Consider the following 17,608-nt stretch of genomic DNA (forward strand, 5'->3'; position numbering starts at 1 on the left):
CATGCGCATTCATATCGGCAGCGATCACGCCGGCCTTGATTTCAAGAATGAACTCATCACCCACCTAGTTATGAATGGCCACGACGTCACAGACCACGGCCCTTACGAATACGACGCTCTCGATGATTACCCAGATTTCTGTATTCCTTGCGCCGAATCTGTTGCAAAAGATCCAACGTCAATGGGCATCGTCCTTGGCGGTTCTGGCAATGGCGAACAGATGGCGGCAAATAAGGTCAAGGGAATTCGCGCAGCACTTGTCTGGAGCATCGAAACCGCAAAGCTAGCCCGCGAACATAACAATGCAAATGTCATCGCAGTTGGTGGGCGCATGCACGAGGCAGATCTTGTAAAGCAATTGATTGATACCTTTATCGCAACACCTTTTCCTGGCGATGAGCGCCATGTGCGCCGCATTGAAAAGGTTGGAAATTACGAAGTAACGGGCGATCTCTAAGCCCAACTAATTTAAGACTTGAAGTAACGCAGGTCGTTAACTTGATGATCTTTAGTAATTCCTTGTCCTTCAAATCTCGTAACTGGGCGCCACTCAGGGCGTTCGACCAATCCCCCAGTAAATAGTGGGCTAGCTGCAAATACCTCTTGGATGTATTCGGCATAGGGAACCCAGTCGGTTGCAATATGGAAGAAGCCACCATCTTTAATCTTTGGGTGAATGAGCTTGAGGAACTCTGCATTAATAATGCGACGCTTGTTATGTTTCTTCTTTGGCCAAGGATCTGGAAAGAAAAGATGCACTCCGTGTACCGATTGATCCGGAATCATCGTCTGCAAAATCGGATGCGCATCGCCTTCAATAATTCGAATATTTGAAAGACCGAGTTCTTCAATGCGGGCCATTAATTTGCCGATGCCTGGTTTATGTACTTCCACTGCAAGGAAACCCGTGTCAGGGAAATCGCGACCAATGAGTGCGGTCGCTTCTCCCATTCCAAATCCGATTTCAAGAATTATTTGGTCTGAGTTAGGAAAGAACCCGGCTGGGTCGATAGGGGTGATGGAGTAGTCGATTCCATATATCCCCCAGTACTTATCGAGGGCGCTCTGCTGGGGGCCGGTGATGCGCGTACCGCGTATGCGATAGCTGCGAATCGATGGTTGCTCCATTTCATAATCGTAACGTGTGACGGGAGCGCGAGTTGGTGGTTGGATAAGGCGATCGGAACACCCCAGTCTTCATAAGACCATCAATAAGGAGTCATCGTGCCAGGCACAAATATCAAGCAGGTTGAAGCAGCAGAACGTTCAGCACTCATCAAGGTTTCTCGCTACTCAATCGATCTCGACCTCACAACTGGCGCAGAGAACTTCCGCGTCAAGACAGTCGTTCACTTTGCTGGATTGAAACCTGGTGCAACTACCTATATCGACTGCGTTGGCAGCAAGGTGATTAGCGCAAAGCTCAATGGCGTTGACTTCGATCCTAAATTTGATGGCGAGACAATCTTCCTTCCTGCAATTGCTGCTGAGAACGTTCTTGAAATCGAACACGATGGCGTTTACTCAAACTCAGGTGAAGGTCTTCACCGCTTCGTAGACCCAGCTGATGATGAGGTCTACCTCTATACGCAGTTCGAAACTGGCGATGCTCGCCGTATGTATGCCTGCTTCGATCAACCAGATCAGAAGGCAACATTCAAGATCAGCACAATCACACCAAAGCATTGGGAAGTTATCTCTAACTACGGCATCGAATCTACAAAAGATCTCGATGGAGATCGCAAGTTCACACAATTTGCCGAGTCACAGGTCATCGCAACATATGTCACAGCAATCGTTGCTGGTGCATATAAGTCAGTTCATGATGAATATAAAGGCGAGAAGACAATTCCTCTTGGAATCTATGCTCGTAAATCATTCTTCCAATATGTTGATGCTGAAAATATCTTTGAAGTCACCAAGCAAGGTTTTGCATACTTCGAGAAGACCTTCGGTCTTGCCTATCCATTTGGAAAGTATGACCAGATTGCAGTTGCTGAATACAACTGGGGTGCAATGGAGAACGTCGGCTGCGTGACATTCCACGAAGACGTTTTGATCTTCCGCTCGAAGGTAACTGAGCGCAACTACGTCAGCCGCGCGACAACCATTCACCACGAGATGGCGCATATGTGGTTCGGTGACTTGGTCACTATGAAGTGGTGGGAAGACCTATGGCTCAACGAATCATTCGCTGAATGGGCTTCATATCAATCAGTCTCTGAATCAACTAAGTACACACACGCTTGGACTGAGTTCAACTCACTCCGTAAGAACTGGGCTTACCGCGTTGATCAACTCACAACTACGCACCCAATTGCCACCGAGATGGAAGATCTCGATGCAGTTCGTACCAACTTCGATGGAATTTCTTACGCAAAGGGCGCATCAGTTCTTCAGCAGCTCGTTGCTCACGTCGGTCGCGATAACTTCATCAAGGGACTTCGCCTCTATTTTGCAAAACACCAATATGGAAATACAACTCTTAAAGACCTCATCGATCAGCTAGAAGCTGCATCAGGTCGCGATCTCACTCCATGGGTATCAACTTGGCTTCGCACAGCTGGCGTAAATACTCTTCGCCCAGTTATCGAAATCGATGGCGATTCATACAAGTCAATCTCAATTAAGCAAGAAGCACCTTCCATGCCAGTTGGCTCAAAGGAACTTCGCCCACACCGCTTGCACGTTGGACTCTTCGATATCAAGGGCGACAAGCTCTCACGTCGTACCAGCGTTGAACTTGATGTTGCTGGTGCACTTACTGAAGTAGCAGAACTTGCTGACCAGAAGTTGGCTGACCTCGTTCTCATTAACGATAAGGACCAGACCTACGCAAAGCTTCGCTTTGATGATCGCTCAATCGCCACAATGAAGAGTCACCTCGGTACTTTGGATGATTCCTTGGCTCGCGGTCTTATCTGGGCATCGCTCTGGGATTCATGTCGCGATGGCGAACTATCAACATCTGATTACGTCACAATCGCTTTGAACGCGCTGAAGACAGAGAGCGACATTTCAATTGTTGCTGCTACTTATCTTCAATTCGAAACAGCTATCTGGGCATATGCAAACCCAGCAAAGCGTGACGCGCTCCGTGCACAAGTTGCTGATGCAACAGCAGCAATGCTTGCAACTGCAGCTCCAGCAAGTGACCACCAGATGCAATTTGCTAAGGCATTTGCCAACAATGCAATCACTCCAGCGCATATGGAGAAGCTCAAGGCAATCCTTAATGGATCCGAAAACGGCCTCGTTATCGATGCTGAAATTCGTTGGTACATCTTTATCTGTGGCGTAAAGCGCGGAGTATTTACTGTCGCTGATATCGAAGCCGAGTCAGCAAAGGACAACACAGCTCACGGTAAGCAGTACACCGCTTATGCCCACGCTGCGCTTCCAACAAAGGAGGCAAAAGTTGCTGCCTTTAAGTCAATTACGACAGATAACCTCTCAAACACAATCCACTCATATATGTGCCGTGGGTTTAACGAGAATATCCACCACGAACTTCTTGCTGGATTTGTCGATCAGTACTTCGATGCAATCTTGAAGGTCTGGGAGACCAAGGGCTTTGAGATTGCTGAAACAACTGCAACGTTGTTATTCCCATCATGGGTTATTGGCGAAGAGACTGTGAAGAAGGCTCAGCATTGGCTCGATGTCACGGGCAAGGATGCATCACATGCACTTCGCCGCTCAGTGACCGAAGGTCGCGATGCGATGTCTCGCGCGATTAAAGCTCGCGCTGCAGATAAGTAATTACTCGATAGAGGTGATGACAGAAGAAGAGCCTGTGCTCTTCTTCTTCTCGCCTGTCAGTGCCCAAGCGATAACAGAGATGACAACAAAGAGCGCGATTGGTGCTGCAACAAAGTAGGTAAATGTCTGCAGAGCTGTAAGACCTTCGCCTGGCATAGCACCTGGCTCTTGGTTAATTCCTGGAGAGAGTAAAGCGACCTGTGAAAGTGACTTAATCATGTGCGCAGTCTATGCAGTTGCTGCAGAGACGCCAAATGGTTCTAGGTATGGCAACCAACGAGATTCGGTGCGACCGGTTCCAAGAATTCTCCAAGCAGCTCCAACGGGTTCGCGAGGTAATGAACGTAAACGCCAGCCAAGTTCCTTCAGTGGCTTATCCGCCTTCACATGGTTGCACTTATGGCATGCGCTAACGACATTCTCCCAGTTGTGACCGCCACCACGAGAACGTGGAATGACGTGATCGATAGAAGTTGCTGGTGCATGGCAGTAAACGCAACGACCGCCATCGCGAGCAAAGATTGCACGACGTGAAAGCGGAACTGCATGGCGATAAGGAATCTTGACGAATTTATTGAGGCGAATAACTAGCGGAAGTTCGAGTTGGCCAGTTGCAAAATGTAGAACAGTTCCGGATGACTCAATCATTGTTGCCCGGTTATTGAGAACCAGAATAAGCGCGCGTCGATCAGTCACAACACCTAGTGGTTCATAGGTGGCGTTGAGTACCAATGTGCGGTTCATCATTACCCCGGTTCCAACGCGTGGCTCGCGTTGATTGGGTTATATTGCCTCAAAACCGAGCCTCTTAGGGGTATTTCATGGTGAAATTTAGATAAAGATTTCACTACCCTTAACACCTATGAGCGAACGTACGCAGGCAATTTGGGATTGGTTCAACGGAGCCCCACTTCGAGTACTCGTCATCTTCCTTGTGGCCTTCATAAGCCATCTGGCCGGCCACCGCGCCATCGATCGCGCTATCGCCCGTCTTTCTCAAGCAGATTTGAAACCAGGCCCAGGAACTGCAAAGCGTCAAAGTGAACGTGCCCGCACAATCGGAACAGTCTTTAGTTCAACATTTAATGCAGCTGTCTGGATCATTGCGATTGGAATGATTCTTGGAGAATTCGGATTTAACTTAGGACCTGTCATCGCATCTGCTGGTGTTATCGGTGTTGCACTAGGTCTTGGTGCGCAGACGCTAGTTCGCGATGTGCTCTCTGGAATCTTTATGCTGATTGAAGATCAATATGGCGTTGGCGATGATGTAAAAGTTCAAGATATTGAAGGAAAAGTTGAACGCGTAGGTCTTCGCATTACACAGGTTCGCGATTCAAATAATGTGCTCTGGTATGTCCGCAATGGTGAGATTCTCATTGTCGGCAATAAATCTCAGAAGCGTTAGTCCAGACGATTAACGAGGTGCTCAGCTGCACCTTCCAGATAACGCCATAACTTTGCTTTAGCTTCTGCTTCCATATTCATTCCATCAACTGCAGCCTTCATACATGACATCCATGCATCACGAGCAGCCGGATTGATATGAAAACCTGCATGGCGCATACGTAGGCGAGGGTGGCCACGTTCTTCTTGATAGGTGGTTGGTCCGCCCCAGTATTGCTCGAGGAACATCTGCAATCTGCGCGCAGCGCCCTTCATATCTGATTCTGGATACATGGGACGCAAGATTTCGTTTGTTGCAACATGGGCATAGAACTGCGAAGTCAGATCAGAGAAGAATGCTTCTCCCCCGAATAGTTCGTAGTAATTCGTTGTATCGCGCTCCACATTAACCTCGTAGCTCTGCTGCTGTCTTTCCCTTAGCAATGTGTAGCACCGCAAAGGCAGCGACAAGACACATAGCAGCTGAGATATAGAACGCAAGAGCGTAATCCCCGAGCTTTACGCGAAGAACAGCTGCACCAATTGCAGCGATTGATGCACCGATCTGGTGCCCCACAAATACCCAGCCATAGACGACTGCAGAGCGCTGATTGCCCATCACGATACGACAGAGAACGAGAGTTGGAGGAACTGTCGCTACCCAATCAAGGCCGTAGAAAATAATGAAGACAAGTGTTGAAGGATGCATAGTGCTAAAGAGAATTGATGGAAGCAAGAAGAGTGAAAGTCCACGAAGTCCGTAATAGAAGAAGAGGAGTCTGCGTGGATCCATTCGGTCAGTGAGCCACCCTGAGAAGAGAGTTCCGATGACATCGAAAACTCCAACGAGCGCTAGCAAACCTGCTGCAACAGTTTCGGCCATTCCATGGTCATGCGCGGCAGGAATAAAGTGAGTTCCAATCAGCCCGTTGGTGGAAAGACCACACACCAAGAAAGTTCCAAAGAGGATCCAGAAATCTTTTGACTTCGATGAAACCTTTAATGTGTCGATCGCCATTCGCCCTGCTGATAATTCACTGGGTGCTGGTGGTTGCCAATCAGCAGGTGCACCGTATGGCGTCATTCCAATCGATTCAGGTTTCTCTTTCAGGAAGAAGTAGATAAATGGGATAACGAGCGCTGCCGCTGTACCAACCGTGAGTGAGACGCTCTTCCAGCCATAGGTAACTGCAAATTGCGAAAGCATCGGTAAGAAGATCAATTGGCCGCTTGCAGTAGCTGCAGTTAGTGCACCAATAACGATTCCCTTACGGGCCACAAACCATCTGTTAGCAATTGTTGCGGCGAAAACTAAAGCCATTGAACCTGCACCAACTCCAACTCCAACGCCCCATAACGCCCAGAGATGCCATGGTTGATTCATAAAGATTGTTGAAGTTGCACTGATTGAAACAAGTGCGAGTGCAGACATGACAACTTTTCGAACCGTAAAACGCTCCATGAGAGCAGCTGCAAATGGCGCCACTAACCCAAAGAGAAGTACGTTGATCGATACTGCCGCTGCAACCTGAGAACGCGACCAACCGAAAGCCTCCTCTAGAGGAACGATGAGAACAGAAGGCGCTGATCGATATCCGGCAGAAGCCATCAAGGTAAAGAAGGTAACTGTTGCCGCGATCCAACCTGGGTGGATTTTCTGCCTCTTCATAAATTAAGCCTTGAGGTAAGAGTTAAGAAATTCCCGCTCTGGTTCTGTAAGTGGGCGCGATTTCTTGGTCTCCATTGAAACTGCTACTTGAACAGATTTAACGCGCGCATGCACGACTCCGTTATCACCAACTACTTCATAGCCCATTGAGAAAGATGAATTGCCAATCGATTCAACCCAGAGGTTTACATCGTAGAAACGGCCACCTTCATAGATTGGTACGAGGTAATCAACTTCTGCTCGCGCCACAACCATTTCGACAAGAGTTGGCTTCTCGTTCTTAGCAGCATATTGATAGAAGGACCATTGAAAGCGAGCTTCCTGAATATAGGTCAGGTACTTCGCATTGTTGACGTGCCCGAATGCATCGATGTCATCCCACCGAATAAATTGCTTATCGGTGTAAATCATTAGCGAGTGAGCTTTCGGTATGTGGCGCGATGTGGACGAGCCGCATCAGCACCCAAACGTGCAATCTTATTCTCTTCATAGGATTCAAAGTTTCCTTCAAACCAAAACCACTTTGAGTCACCTTCGTAAGCCAAGATGTGTGTTGCTACACGGTCTAGGAACCAACGATCGTGAGAGATCACAACGGCGCAGCCAGGGAATTCAAGCAACGCATTTTCAAGTGAGCCAAGTGTTTCCACATCGAGGTCGTTTGTAGGTTCGTCGAGAAGCAACAAGTTGCCGCCCTGCTTCAAAGTAAGTGCCAAGTTGAGGCGGTTACGTTCTCCACCTGAAAGGACTCCGGCTGGCTTCTGCTGATCAGGACCCTTGAAACCAAATGCTGCAACGTATGCACGCGATGGCATTTCAACTTGTCCGACCTTCATGAAATCAAGTCCGTCAGAAACAACTTCGAAGAGTGACTTCTTTGGATCAATTCCGCCACGTGACTGATCGACGTAAGAAATCTTTACGGTTTCACCAATCTTGACGTTACCTGAATCAGCTGGTTCTAGCCCAAGAATGGTCTTAAAGAGCGTGGTCTTACCAGCACCGTTAGGTCCGATTACTCCAACGATTCCGTTGCGAGGAAGCGTGAATGACAAATCATCAATCAATACGCGATCGCCAAACCCCTTAACTAAGTTTTCAACTTCAACGACAACGTTTCCAAGACGTGGCCCAGGTGGAATCTGAATTTCATCAAAGTCCAACTTACGCATCTTGTCTGCTTCGGCAGCCATCTCTTCGTAGCGTGCAAGACGAGCCTTCGACTTTGTCTGACGGCCCTTTGCATTCTGGCGCACCCAGTCGAGTTCTTCTGCCAAACGCTTCGCGCGCTTTGCATCTTTCTGGCCCTCGACCTTAAGACGCGCACCCTTTGTTTCAAGATATGTTGAGTAGTTGCCTTCATATGGATATGCACGACCGCGGTCGAGTTCAAGAATCCATTGCGCAACATTGTCCAAGAAGTATCTATCGTGCGTAATCGCTACAACAGTGCCTGGGTACTTGCTCAAGTGTTGTTCAAGCCATAGAACGGATTCAGCATCCAAGTGGTTAGTGGGTTCGTCGAGAAGTAATAGATCTGGTGCCTCAAGGAGCAACTTACATAAAGCAACGCGGCGCTTTTCTCCACCAGAGAGCACGCTTACATCAGCATCAGCTGGTGGGCAACGAAGTGCATCCATTGCTTGTTCGAGTTGTGAATCGAGTTCCCACGCATTGCGGTGATCGAGTTGTTCTTGGAGCTCTCCCATTTCAGCCAACAACTTGTCGTAGTCAGCATCAGGGTTTGCCATCTCTTCAGAAATTTCATTGAAGCGGCGAACCATCTCCATGGTTTCTGCCACACCTTCTTGCACATTTTCAAGAACAGTTTTCTCTTCATTCAGCTTCGGTTCCTGCATCAGGATTCCGACTGTGTATCCAGGAGATAGGTATGCCTCGCCATTAGATGGCTGTTGAAGACCAGCCATGATCTGGAGAACTGTTGATTTACCTGCACCGTTCGGGCCAACAACACCGATCTTTGCGCCAGGCAAGAACATCAAAGTTACGTCGTCGAGAATTACCTTCTCACCATGCGCTTTACGCGCCTTCTTCATCGTGTAAATGAACTCAGCCATAAGGCGAGACTCTACCCGTCAATGCTTCGGTAGACTTAATCCGCAATCACCGATGTTCCTCACACGCGCCCGTAGCTCAGTCGGATAGAGCAACCGCCTTCTAAGCGGTAGGTCGCTGGTTCGATTCCAGCCGGGCGCACACCTCACAAATTTGCCAATAAAAAAACTCGGTAGCCCACCGAAGTGGACTACCGAGTTCTTTACTTTAAAGGGTTACTTATTTGCCTTAGCGATTAGCGCCTTAGCCTTGTCTAGGTATGCTCCTGAAAGAACAACGTATCCAAGCTTTGGATCTACCGCTGAACACGCTGGTGACAAGATGTACTCAGCGAGCTGCTTTACAGCTGCTCCACGAGCCTTGTCCTTGTATTCAGTTTCGAGCAACATGTACGAAACGATACCGAGTGTGTAAGCACCAGCAAGCTTTGTACCGTAATTGTATGAAACGATTCCGTTAGCATCCTGTGTTGCTTCACCAAGGAATGCTGATACAGCGCCTGATTCAGGGTAGATGAAGTTACCTGAAGCGTTACCGATTGAAGCTGCACGGAGACCGTATGCATCTCCCCAGTTCTTCTCAGCGTATGTGATTGAGTACTTTGTCTTCGCTGCGAGTGTTGCTACACCCTGTGAAGCGTTAGCACCGACGATACGGCCGATATTTCCTGTTGAGTTGATGTTTCCTGGGAATGCTGTTGTGAATGCATCGTTAGCTGGCTTTGTCCATACTGATGGAGCTACACCGTTAAGCCACTTTGTGAAGTTATTTGAAGTACCTGATCCGTCTGCACGGTAGATAACCTTGATTGGCTGGTTAGGAAGTGTGTAGATAACTGACTTTGATGTTGAGCGAAGTACAACTGGGTTTCCGCTCTTATCCTTGACAGCGTTTCCTTGTGCATCCTTCTTGTAAACAGTGACTGAAACTGAGCGGTTGTTATCAGCAACAATTGCTGGGTCATTCCACTTTGTGATTTCACCTGAGAAGATCTTTGCAACTGTTGTTGCTGAAAGGTAAACATCCTTCTTAGCTGGAAGGTTTACGAGTACTGCAACTGGTGCAGCGATGATTGGTGCATGGTAAACAGTTGAGCGCTTTGTAGCTGCTGTATGAGCTGAATCTGAGAACCAGAAATCTCCGATATTTGAATCAGAGTTCTTCTTACCTGTACCTGAACCTGTTGATGTGTAAACATATGAGTGGCTAGTTGCCTTAGCGAAGCCTGCCTTGCAAGCCTGGAGAAGTGGATCAACGAATGAAGCTCCAGAACCCTGGAGGTCAGCTGCGTGAGCTGGTGTTGCTGATGAAACTGCAATAAGGCCCGCGATTACGAGCGCCTTTGCCTTCTTTGAAAACGACATGTTTTCCCCTTCGAGATGTTTAAGTAAGTAACCCTTACATCAAGAAAAGTAACGAGAACTGTTTACCAATTAGCCACTTTTAGGTTAACAACCGGGTGTGCCAAAGTGAACAAAAGGTGCTTAGCCGAAGCGGCCGGTTACGTAATCTTCGGTGCGCTTATCCTGTGGTGAAGAGAAGATTCGGCTTGTAGGAGCAGCTTCAATCATCTCGCCTGGGCCACCATCAGATAGGAAGAAGGCTGTGTAGTCAGAGACACGGGCCGCCTGCTGCATATTGTGGGTAACGATGACGATTGTCATGGTCTTTGCGAGCTCGCCGATTGTCTCTTCGATTCTAAATGTTGATCCTGGGTCGAGCGCTGAACATGGTTCGTCCATCAAGAGAACCTGTGGTTCAACTGCAAGTGAGCGAGCGATACAGAGACGTTGCTGCTGGCCACCTGAGAGCGCGCCACCGTGCTCGCCTAGACGGTCCTTTACTTCATTCCATAGACCTGCGCGGGTAAGGCAGGACTCAAGAAGATCATCTGTGTTCTCTTTCTTAAGCTGTGCGAGCTTGAGACCAGAGAGAACGTTTTCCCCGATGGTCATTGATGGGAATGGGTTCGGCTTCTGGAAGACCATACCTACTCGAAGACGAATCTTGGTGACATCTGTTCCTGGTGAGTAAATGTCTTTTCCATCGAGAAGAACTTCTCCAGCCATTGCAGCTGTTGGAATAAATTCGTGCATTCTGTTCAGTGTGCGAAGGAATGTTGACTTACCGCAGCCTGAAGGGCCGATAAGGGCTGTGACAGTTCCTGCAGCAAAATCCAAAGTTACATCTGAGAGAACATGCTTCTTACCGAACCAGGCGTGAACGCTACGAGTCTCAAGACCTGTGCCGAGAAGCGCTGTACCTGGCTGTGACAAGGTGCGCGCTGATGCAACGTTTGCAAGTGATGCTGGCTGTGCGTGGGCTGTTGTCATCTTGTTCTCATCCTTATCTTCGTTATTAACATTTCTTGAATCGGTCATCGTGCTACCCAACCTTTCGTCCGCTTAAGTAGCGTGCTAATCCAAAGAGAATAAAGATGAAGCTAAGGAGCACCAACATACCGCCCCAAGCGCGAGCAAATGCTTCTTCAGTTCCGCCAGTAAGGAATGCCTTCCAGATGTAATAAGGAAGAGATCCCATCGCACCCTGTGTTGGGTTGAGGTTCACAGCATCTCCACCGCCTGAAACTAAGAGAAGGGGTGCTGTTTCACCAATGATGCGGGCGATACCAAGAATGATTGCAGTTACAAGGCCGCTCTTTGCTGCTGGCAGAACTACTCCTGCAACAGTGCGCCATTGGGTTCCGCCCAGTGCAACGCCAGCTTCACGTAATTCATTTGGAATCAGGTGGAGCATTTCTTCTGCGGTACGAGCGATTGTTGGAATCATCAAAATCGTAAGTGCGAGCGATCCCATCAAACCTGATAGCTGCTTTGTTACTGGGTAGATAAGACTTGAAAGAATGAAGAGGCCAGCGACGATTGATGGCACACCAGACATTGCTTGAACTAAGAATTTAATTGGTCGGGCAAGAGGTCCACGAATTTCAGTGAGATAAAGAGCGGTGAGGACTCCGATTGGGAAGCTGATAATTAGCGCGCCACCAACCATGATGATTGTTCCGGCTAGCGCGTGTAGCAATCCACCATTTGCGATTGGGTCGTTAACGGATGCAAGCGCCATATCTTTTGTGAGAATTCCCCAGTGAAGACCTTTATAGCCCTTGCTAAAGACTGTTGCGACGATGCTGACGATTGGAATCAAGGTGATCACAATGGCCATCACAGCAAGAACTTGAAGAAGTGAATCTTTAGCTGCAGCAGTTCCGCGCTTTAAGTAATGGAATCCGAAGTTAAGAATAAGTAGTGAAAAGAAGAGTGAGAAGAAAAATCCGAGCTTGCCATTGAGTCCAGTGAATTTAACTGAAGCACCAGCAAGGCCAAATGCAGCGATGACAATAAGTAAGTCTTCCAACTTATCGAGCGCAGTTGGCTGCCAAGGCTTCCGTGGCGCAGGAATCGCTTTTTTCATCGTCCCTTACCTCCGAAGCGTGTAATGAGTAAATCTGCTGTTGCGTTGACCAAGAGGGTGAGCAGAAAGAGAATCAATCCCGCAGCCATTAGTGCGTCTACTTCGTAAGGACCAGCTTCACCGAACTTAAGAAGAATAAGTGATGCAACGTTTCCACCTGCACCAAATAGCAGTTGCCAGTTCACCTGGTAAACAACGTTTAGAACTGTGTAAACCGCAACGGTTTCTCCCATTGCGCGGCCAAGACCGAGCATTGCTCCGCCGATGATTCCACCGCGACCGTAAGGGATAACTACCGCTTTGATCATTGCAAGTTTTGTTGCACCAAGTGCGTATGCCGCTTGCACACGATCAAGCGGAGTCTGGTCGAAGATTTCACGGGAGATCGAGGTAACGATTGGGATGATCATGATTGCAAGGACAAGTCCTGCAATAAATGGTGAACGTTCAAAGATTGGAGTTGGAACATCAAAAATAGGAATAAATCCAAGGTACTTGTTTATTAATTTTGCCCAGTATTCAGCTGAAGACATAAATACGAAGAAGCCCCAGAAACCGAAGAGCAGCGATGGGAATGCAGCCATCAAATCGATAACAGAGATAAGGAACTTCTTAACTTTTCCGTTTGCGTAGAAAGTTAAATAGAGCGCACTGAGTACAGAGATAGGAACACCTACAGAGATTGCAATAACCGCAGAAAGCATGGTTCCGATGAGCATCGCACCAATTCCGAAGTTGGATTGTGTAACCGCTCCACTTTCGTCGGTGATTACTTCCCATGCAGAGCCGGTGATAAATCCAAACTTCTCTTCAACAAGAATGTGTACGCCTTTAATTGAGAGAAAGAGCGCAATCAATCCGAGAATGACAAGTGATGCCATTCCACCCGCAGTAACAACCATGCGGAAAACTTGATCTGAACGTCGAGGCTTTGTAGTGATCTCGCGGGGTGACGGGGGCGCGGGACGTTCCTTGAGCTCAATTGCCATGGGCAGATAATGGCTGTAATTCGGAGATGAAAATCGGACTTTGGGTGAACTCAAGGTGAACGAATGGTGAAATCAGCCTCGGATTCGTTACGCCCAGATGATAGGTACCCTTCCCCCATGACTGCTGTCTTGCCACACCTGATCTGGATAGATTGCGAAATGACTGGGCTCGATCTCACGACCGATGCCCTCGTTGAAATTGCAGTCCTCGTTACCGACTCTGATTTAAATGTGATTGGTGATGGCGTTGATGTCGTTATTCATGCAACGCAAGGTGAACTCGATTCCATGAATGACTTTGTTCGCGAGATGCATACTTCTTCGGGTCTCATAACTGAAATCCCTAATGGAATTTCGATGTCAGCGGCTGAAGAACAGATACTTACTTATCTGCAATCAGCTGGTACCGAGCCAGGTAAATCTCCCTTGGCAGGAAACTCTGTCTCAGTCGATCGCAACTTCATCGCCCGGGATATGTTGAAGTTAAATGAATACCTTCATTACCGAACCATCGATGTCTCATCGATTAAAGAGCTTGCTCGTCGCTGGTACCCAAAGACCTATTTCGCAGCCCCAGCCAAGACGGGCAATCACCGCGCGTTGGGCGATATTCGTGACTCAATCGCTGAACTGGCCTACTACCGCCAAGCGCTATTTATCGATTCAGGGCGCGAGCAGGTAAAGTAGCCCCTGCACAGCACATGGTGGGCGTAGCTCAGCTGGTAGAGCACTCGGTTGTGGTCCGAGATGTCGCGGGTTCGAGCCCCGTCGTTCACCCCAAGTTTTTCTTCTCAACATTTATGTAAAGAGAGTCGGTTCATATGATCTTCGACGTCGTTGTTGAAATTCCTGCAGGTTCACGCAATAAGTACGAGATCAATCACGATACTCACGAAGTCCGCCTCGACCGCATGCTCTTTACTGCGACTCGTTTCCCTCATGATTACGGTTTCGTAAAGAACACTCTCTCAAATGATGGCGACCCACTTGATGCTTTGATCATGTTGGATGAACCAACATTTCCTGGCTGCGTAGTTTCATGCCGCGTCATCGGAATGTTTCGCATGACCGACGAAAAGGGTGGCGACGACAAGCTTCTCTGTGTAGCTGCCGGAGATATCCGTAAGAACAACCTTAAAGACCTTTCAGATGTTCCTTCATACGAACTCGATGAAATCAAGCACTTCTTCGAGGTGTACAAGACTCTTGAACCAGGTAAAGAGGTACACGGCGGAGACTGGGTTGGCCACGACGCTGCTGAACTAGAAATTAATGCTTCATACGCTCGTTACAAGGAGACTCATTAAGAATGCAGGCGATCAATAGCGGCGATACAGCTTGGGTTTTAGCAAGCGCAGCACTCGTTCTCTTTATGACGCCAGGTTTGGCAATCTTCTACGGCGGTATGGTCCGCGCAAAGTCAGCGCTCAACATGATGATGATGTCATTCGCTGCAATGGGCGTTACAACAATTATCTGGGTTCTCTACGGTTACTCACTCGCCTTCGGTAAGTCACAAGGCGGCTTCATTGGAAACCTCGATCACATCGGGCTTTCATCAACTCTTGATCAAGTAACAGGCGCTGAAGGACATCAAATTCCTGTCCTTGCCTTTGCAATGTTCCAATTAACTTTTGCAATCATCACAGTTGCACTTCTTTCGGGTGCAATCGCTGACCGCGCTAAGTACGGTTCATGGGTCATCTTCGTTGGCGTATGGATCACCCTCGTTTATCTTCCTGTTGCCCACTGGGCATTTGCTGCTCAAAATGGCGAAGGTGGATGGATCATCGACAAGCTCAAGGCGCTCGACTTTGCAGGCGGAACCGTTGTTGAAATTAACTCAGGCGCTGCAGCACTTGCACTCGCTCTTGTTCTTGGAAAGCGCGATGGTTTTAAGCGCGATCCAATGCGCCCACACAATATGCCGCTCGTGCTTCTTGGCGCAGGAATGCTCTGGTTCGGATGGTTTGGATTTAACGCAGGTTCAGCACTCTCTGCAGGTTCCCTTGCTGCAACAGCGATGATTAATACTCAGATTGCAACAGCGGCAGCTGCGATGACATGGGTTGCATACGAGAAGAAGCGCGACGGAAAGGCAACAACGCTTGGTGTTGCATCCGGCGCTGTTGCAGGTGCTGTAGCAATTACACCTGCTTGCGGATACCTCAACCCAATGGGCGCTCTTGCACTCGGGCTCATCGCAGGTGTTGTCTCTGCTTGGGCAGTTACTCGTAAATACAAATTTGGGTACGACGATTCACTCGATGTTGTTGGCGTACACGGAGTCGGCGGAATCCTCGGAATGATCGCTATCGGACTCCTTGCAACTGTGACAGCAAATGAAGCTGGCGCTGATGGACTTTTCTTCAGCGGCGGAACAACTCAGCTCAATCGTCAGCTGATTGCAGTTGTCGCTGTTGCTGCCTTCTCATTTATTGCAACATGGCTTATCGCCACAGTCATTCAAAAGACCATCGGTTTCCGCGTTTACCGCGATGACGAGCTCACTGGTTTGGATACAACTTTCCACGCTGAATCTGCTTACGACATCACTGGAAACTCAAACCGTTACTAGTATTGAATTAACGAAAAGAAAAGAGACAAAATGAAACTCATCACCGCGATCGTAAAGCCAGCGAAGGTTGATGACATCAAGGTTGCGCTACAAGCAGCTGGTGTTGCAGGTATGACCGTCTCTGAAACTCGCGGCTTTGGTCGCCAGAAGGGCCACACCGAGATCTACCGTGGCGCTGAATACACAGTTGATTTCATCCCGAAGGTTCGCATCGAGGTTCTTGTCGAAGATGCTGAAGCTCAATCAATTATCGACACCATCGTCACCACAGCGAATACAGGTTCAATTGGCGACGGAAAGCTATGGGTAACCCCTGTGGAGCAGGTCATACGAATTCGCACTGGTGAACGCGGAGGCGATGCACTTTAATAAAGTGCATGACACAGTCTCTTAAGACCCAAAGTTGGGCAACGCCCGCTTCGCAAGAAATCATCACTCGTATCGCTTCTCAAGTCGATACCAAGTCAGGTGCTGATGTTCAGAAGTGGATCGAAGAGCTAGCGCAAGAGAACCATCGCCTTCACGATATTGAAGGAATCAATCTCAATCCAGCAACAAATATTCTCAACCCTCGCGCCGAAAAGTTGCTTGCATCCGGAATGGGTTCACGTGCATCCCTTGGCCATCCAGGAGATAAGTACGAAACAGGACTTGGCGCAATCGAGCAAATTGAAATCATCACTCAGGAACTTGCCTGCGAAGTATTTGGATCAACGTATGCAGAATTCCGCGTTCCATCAGGTGCTATTGCAAACCTGTATGCATTCATGGCAACAACCGAACCGGGCGACACCATCATCGCTCCCCCAGCAACTATCGGCGGCCACGTCACTCACCACAAGGGTGGATCAGCTGGTCTCTATCGCCTCAACACAATCTCTGCACCTGTCGATGAAACCGGATACACAATCGATATCGACGCGCTTCGCAAACTTGCTCACGAAGTAAAGCCCAAGCTCATCACAGTTGGTGGTTCTCTCAACCTCTTCCACCACCCCATCGCCAAGGTTCGCGAGATTGCTGATGAAGTCGGCGCAAAGGTTTTATTCGATGCAGCGCACTTGTGCGGAATGATTGCTGGAAAAGTTTGGCCACAACCACTCGTTGAAGGCGCTCACCTGATGACTTTTTCAACCTATAAGTCCTTGGGTGGTCCTGCAGGTGGATTAATTGTTACCAACGATGATGCAATCGCACAGAAACTCGATGGCATCGCATATCCAGGACTTACAGCGAATTTCGATGCAGCCAAGACAGCCGCTCTTGGCGTCACTCTTCAGGATTGGAAAGCAGTCGGCTCTGATTACGCGCAGATGATGGTGAAGACTTCACAAGCTCTTGCGCAAAACTTGCAAAACCGCGGCGTCAATATTTATGCAGCCGATAGGGGCTTCACCACGTCGCATCAATTCGCAATCCTTGCAGCACCTTACGGAGGCGGACAGACTGCAGCAAAGCGCATGGGAGAAGCAGGTTTGCTCGCATGCGGAATCGGATTGCCAATCGCTGCAGTTGAAGGCGATCTCAATGGACTTCGTATCGGCACTCCAGAAATCGTGCGCCTTGGCATGAAAGTTGAGCATATGGATCAGCTCGCTGATTTCATAGCGCGTTCACTCGATACTGCAGCTGATTCGAAATCTATTCAGCGCGAAGTTACTGAGTGGCGTAAGCAATTTAGCGGTGTGCATTACACCGTAGATCTTCCTAACTAAC

At 48.6% G+C, this 17,608-nt stretch carries 19 protein-coding genes and 2 tRNA genes; 10 read left to right on the forward strand and 11 right to left on the reverse strand.

The annotated features are described in order from the left end of the window. Position 1: 1 nt before the first annotated feature. Positions 2 to 457: a ribose-5-phosphate isomerase gene (locus tag A1sIA56_RS04745; RefSeq protein ID WP_095673787.1), complete on the forward strand. Its 456-nt coding sequence runs from the start codon at positions 2 to 4 to the stop codon at positions 455 to 457. A gap of 11 nt (positions 458 to 468) precedes the next feature. On the opposite strand, the gene trmB is transcribed toward A1sIA56_RS04745, so the two are convergent. Further along, complete coding sequence (trmB, locus tag A1sIA56_RS04750; protein ID WP_095673788.1) at positions 469 to 1,128, reverse strand: tRNA (guanosine(46)-N7)-methyltransferase TrmB; 660 nt, start codon at positions 1,126 to 1,128, stop codon at positions 469 to 471. A 96-nt stretch (positions 1,129 to 1,224) separates the two neighbouring features. Between trmB and pepN the strand changes: the two genes are divergently transcribed. Beyond that, positions 1,225 to 3,762, forward strand: coding sequence for an aminopeptidase N (pepN, locus tag A1sIA56_RS04755; RefSeq protein ID WP_095673789.1), 2,538 nt, complete (start codon positions 1,225 to 1,227; stop codon positions 3,760 to 3,762). Here pepN and A1sIA56_RS04760 read toward each other — a convergent pair whose 3' ends face one another. Next, a complete protein-coding gene (locus tag A1sIA56_RS04760) occupies positions 3,763 to 3,981 on the reverse strand; it encodes a hypothetical protein (RefSeq protein ID WP_095673790.1) in 219 nt (72 codons plus the stop codon). A gap of 9 nt (positions 3,982 to 3,990) precedes the next feature. After that, on the reverse strand, positions 3,991 to 4,506 hold the full coding sequence (locus A1sIA56_RS04765) for an HNH endonuclease (protein WP_095674188.1): 516 nt from the start codon (positions 4,504 to 4,506) through the stop codon (positions 3,991 to 3,993). A gap of 118 nt (positions 4,507 to 4,624) precedes the next feature. On the opposite strand from A1sIA56_RS04765, the gene A1sIA56_RS04770 reads away from it, so the two are divergent. Further along, entirely contained in the window at positions 4,625 to 5,170 is a 546-nt protein-coding gene (locus A1sIA56_RS04770; protein WP_095673791.1) for a mechanosensitive ion channel family protein, read from the forward strand. On the opposite strand, the gene A1sIA56_RS04775 is transcribed toward A1sIA56_RS04770, so the two are convergent. The 4 genes from A1sIA56_RS04775 to ettA are packed head-to-tail and all read right to left on the reverse strand — an operon-like array spanning position 5,167 to position 8,895. Next, the gene (locus A1sIA56_RS04775) at positions 5,167 to 5,553 is read right to left on the reverse strand and encodes a globin (RefSeq protein WP_095673792.1); all 387 of its coding nucleotides are present in this window, start codon (positions 5,551 to 5,553) and stop codon (positions 5,167 to 5,169) included. The two genes, A1sIA56_RS04770 and A1sIA56_RS04775, sit on opposite strands and share 4 nt — an antisense overlap. Before the next feature lies 1 nt (position 5,554). Beyond that, positions 5,555 to 6,817 carry an MFS transporter gene (locus tag A1sIA56_RS04780; RefSeq protein WP_095673793.1) on the reverse strand — a complete coding sequence of 421 codons (1,263 nt, stop codon included), beginning with the start codon at positions 6,815 to 6,817 and terminating at the stop codon, positions 5,555 to 5,557. A gap of 3 nt (positions 6,818 to 6,820) precedes the next feature. Beyond that, positions 6,821 to 7,228, reverse strand: a complete 408-nt coding sequence (locus A1sIA56_RS04785; protein ID WP_095673794.1) for an acyl-CoA thioesterase — start codon at positions 7,226 to 7,228, stop codon at positions 6,821 to 6,823. Next, positions 7,228 to 8,895 (reverse strand): energy-dependent translational throttle protein EttA, encoded by a 1,668-nt coding sequence (gene ettA / locus A1sIA56_RS04790; protein WP_095673795.1) that lies wholly within the window; start codon positions 8,893 to 8,895, stop codon positions 7,228 to 7,230. The genes A1sIA56_RS04785 and ettA overlap by 1 nt, the downstream gene beginning before the upstream one ends. A gap of 65 nt (positions 8,896 to 8,960) precedes the next feature. On the opposite strand from ettA, the gene A1sIA56_RS04795 reads away from it, so the two are divergent. After that, positions 8,961 to 9,034: transfer RNA gene (locus tag A1sIA56_RS04795), tRNA-Arg, on the forward strand. A gap of 74 nt (positions 9,035 to 9,108) precedes the next feature. Here the strand turns inward: A1sIA56_RS04795 and A1sIA56_RS04800 are convergent. The 4 genes from A1sIA56_RS04800 to pstC form a co-directional block, all read right to left on the reverse strand. Further along, a complete protein-coding gene (locus tag A1sIA56_RS04800) occupies positions 9,109 to 10,257 on the reverse strand; it encodes a substrate-binding domain-containing protein (protein ID WP_095673796.1) in 1,149 nt (382 codons plus the stop codon). A gap of 120 nt (positions 10,258 to 10,377) precedes the next feature. Then, the gene (gene pstB, locus A1sIA56_RS04805) at positions 10,378 to 11,226 is read right to left on the reverse strand and encodes a phosphate ABC transporter ATP-binding protein PstB (RefSeq protein ID WP_095674189.1); all 849 of its coding nucleotides are present in this window, start codon (positions 11,224 to 11,226) and stop codon (positions 10,378 to 10,380) included. Positions 11,227 to 11,278: 52 nt separating this feature from the next. Next, positions 11,279 to 12,325 (reverse strand): phosphate ABC transporter permease PstA, encoded by a 1,047-nt coding sequence (gene pstA / locus A1sIA56_RS04810; RefSeq protein ID WP_095673797.1) that lies wholly within the window; start codon positions 12,323 to 12,325, stop codon positions 11,279 to 11,281. Further along, a complete protein-coding gene (pstC, locus tag A1sIA56_RS04815) occupies positions 12,322 to 13,314 on the reverse strand; it encodes a phosphate ABC transporter permease subunit PstC (RefSeq protein ID WP_095673798.1) in 993 nt (330 codons plus the stop codon). Before pstC ends, pstA begins: the two co-directional genes overlap by 4 nt. Before the next feature lie 117 nt (positions 13,315 to 13,431). On the opposite strand from pstC, the gene orn reads away from it, so the two are divergent. From orn to A1sIA56_RS04845, 6 genes are all read left to right on the forward strand, one after another. Beyond that, positions 13,432 to 14,001: an oligoribonuclease gene (orn, locus tag A1sIA56_RS04820; RefSeq protein ID WP_095673799.1), complete on the forward strand. Its 570-nt coding sequence runs from the start codon at positions 13,432 to 13,434 to the stop codon at positions 13,999 to 14,001. 17 nt (positions 14,002 to 14,018) lie between these two features. After that, positions 14,019 to 14,094: transfer RNA gene (locus tag A1sIA56_RS04825), tRNA-His, on the forward strand. 41 nt (positions 14,095 to 14,135) lie between these two features. Continuing rightward, the gene (locus A1sIA56_RS04830) at positions 14,136 to 14,621 is read left to right on the forward strand and encodes an inorganic diphosphatase (RefSeq protein ID WP_095673800.1); all 486 of its coding nucleotides are present in this window, start codon (positions 14,136 to 14,138) and stop codon (positions 14,619 to 14,621) included. 2 nt (positions 14,622 to 14,623) lie between these two features. Beyond that, complete coding sequence (locus A1sIA56_RS04835; RefSeq protein ID WP_095673801.1) at positions 14,624 to 15,892, forward strand: ammonium transporter; 1,269 nt, start codon at positions 14,624 to 14,626, stop codon at positions 15,890 to 15,892. 30 nt (positions 15,893 to 15,922) lie between these two features. Beyond that, positions 15,923 to 16,261: a P-II family nitrogen regulator gene (locus tag A1sIA56_RS04840; protein ID WP_095673802.1), complete on the forward strand. Its 339-nt coding sequence runs from the start codon at positions 15,923 to 15,925 to the stop codon at positions 16,259 to 16,261. Between the two features lie 8 nt (positions 16,262 to 16,269). Continuing rightward, positions 16,270 to 17,607: a serine hydroxymethyltransferase gene (locus A1sIA56_RS04845; RefSeq protein ID WP_095673803.1), complete on the forward strand. Its 1,338-nt coding sequence runs from the start codon at positions 16,270 to 16,272 to the stop codon at positions 17,605 to 17,607. The last annotated feature ends 1 nt before the right edge of the window (position 17,608 follow it).

Source organism: Candidatus Planktophila sulfonica, from assembly GCF_002288065.1.
In the GTDB taxonomy this organism is placed as follows: Bacteria; Actinomycetota; Actinomycetes; order Nanopelagicales; family Nanopelagicaceae; genus Planktophila; species Planktophila sulfonica.